Origin of the sequence: uncultured Limnohabitans sp. (genome assembly GCF_937889215.1) — a bacterium.
Classification (GTDB): Bacteria; Pseudomonadota; Gammaproteobacteria; order Burkholderiales; family Burkholderiaceae_C; genus Limnohabitans_A.
This window is the reverse complement of the sequence record NZ_CALBEX010000259.1, coordinates 1-1,086: the sequence shown is the minus strand read 5'-3', so window position 1 is coordinate 1,086 and position 1,086 is coordinate 1. Positions and strand designations below refer to the sequence as shown.

Here is a 1,086-nt window from a genome sequence, read left to right as displayed (position 1 = left end):
TTCTTCTTCAACCCCAGGAAACCGACCATGAGACTCCTTCACACCATGCTGCGCGTGGGCAACTTGCAGCGCTCGATTGACTTTTACACCCAAGTGCTGGGCATGAAACTGCTGCGCACCTCGGAAAACACCGAATACAAATACACGCTGGCTTTTGTGGGCTACGGCAACAACCCGGACCACGCCGAGCTGGAGCTGACCTACAACTGGGGCACGGAAAGCTACGACATGGGCACCGCCTACGGTCACATCGCTTTGGGTGTGCCCGACGCTTATGCCGCTTGCGACAAGATCAAGGCGGCGGGCGGCAAGGTCACCCGCGAAGCCGGCCCGGTCAAAGGCGGCAGCACCGTGATCGCGTTTGTCACCGACCCAGACGGCTACAAGGTGGAGCTGATCCAGAGGGCCGAATTCGCCGAAGGTCAAGGCTTGCGATGAACCACCCCACGGTGAACAGCACAGCGCCCGCCCCAGCGCCCCACTGATCCCCTGGCGGCCTGCGCAACGCACCTGCACAACACACCTGCACACCTGCGCGCCGCCCGCCCTCAGGCCTGAGGGCGGGGGTGGGTTACGGGGTTTCCCCCAATGACAGTCTTCAATTGGCTCCGCACAATCATTTCAAGCTTCAAATATTGAAGCCTGACTGACAAGGAACCTGCATGAAGATCGTCTGCATCGGCGGCGGCCCCTCGGGCCTGTATTTCGCGCTCCTCATGAAGAAGCTCGGCCCCCACCACGACATCACGGTGGTCGAGCGCAACAAGCCCTACGACACCTTTGGCTGGGGCGTGGTGTTTTCTGACCAGACGCTGGAGAACATGCGCCACTGGGACATCGACACCGCCAATGAGGTGCAGCAGGCCTTTAACCATTGGGACGACATCGAGCTGCATTTCAAGGACCGCGTGATCCGCTCAGGCGGTCATGGTTTTGTGGGCATCGGGCGCAAAAAATTACTCAACATTCTGCAAGCGCGCTGCGAGCAATTGGGGGTCAAGCTGCTGTTTGAGCAAGACGCCACCTCCGACCTCGATTTTCCCGATGCCGACCTGGTGATCGCCAGCGACGGCGTCAACTCTCGGG

Annotated in this window: 2 protein-coding genes; both read left to right on the top strand. The window is 60.2% G+C overall.

What is annotated here, in order from left to right:
- The first annotated feature begins 27 nt into the window (after positions 1-27).
- Positions 28-438 carry a lactoylglutathione lyase gene (gloA, locus tag Q0341_RS06555; RefSeq protein ID WP_299511344.1) on the top strand — a complete coding sequence of 137 codons (411 nt, stop codon included), beginning with the start codon at positions 28-30 and terminating at the stop codon, positions 436-438.
- Between the two features lie 224 nt (positions 439-662).
- On the top strand, positions 663-1,086 hold a 424-nt coding region (locus Q0341_RS06550; protein WP_299511342.1), incomplete at its 3' end, for an FAD-dependent monooxygenase.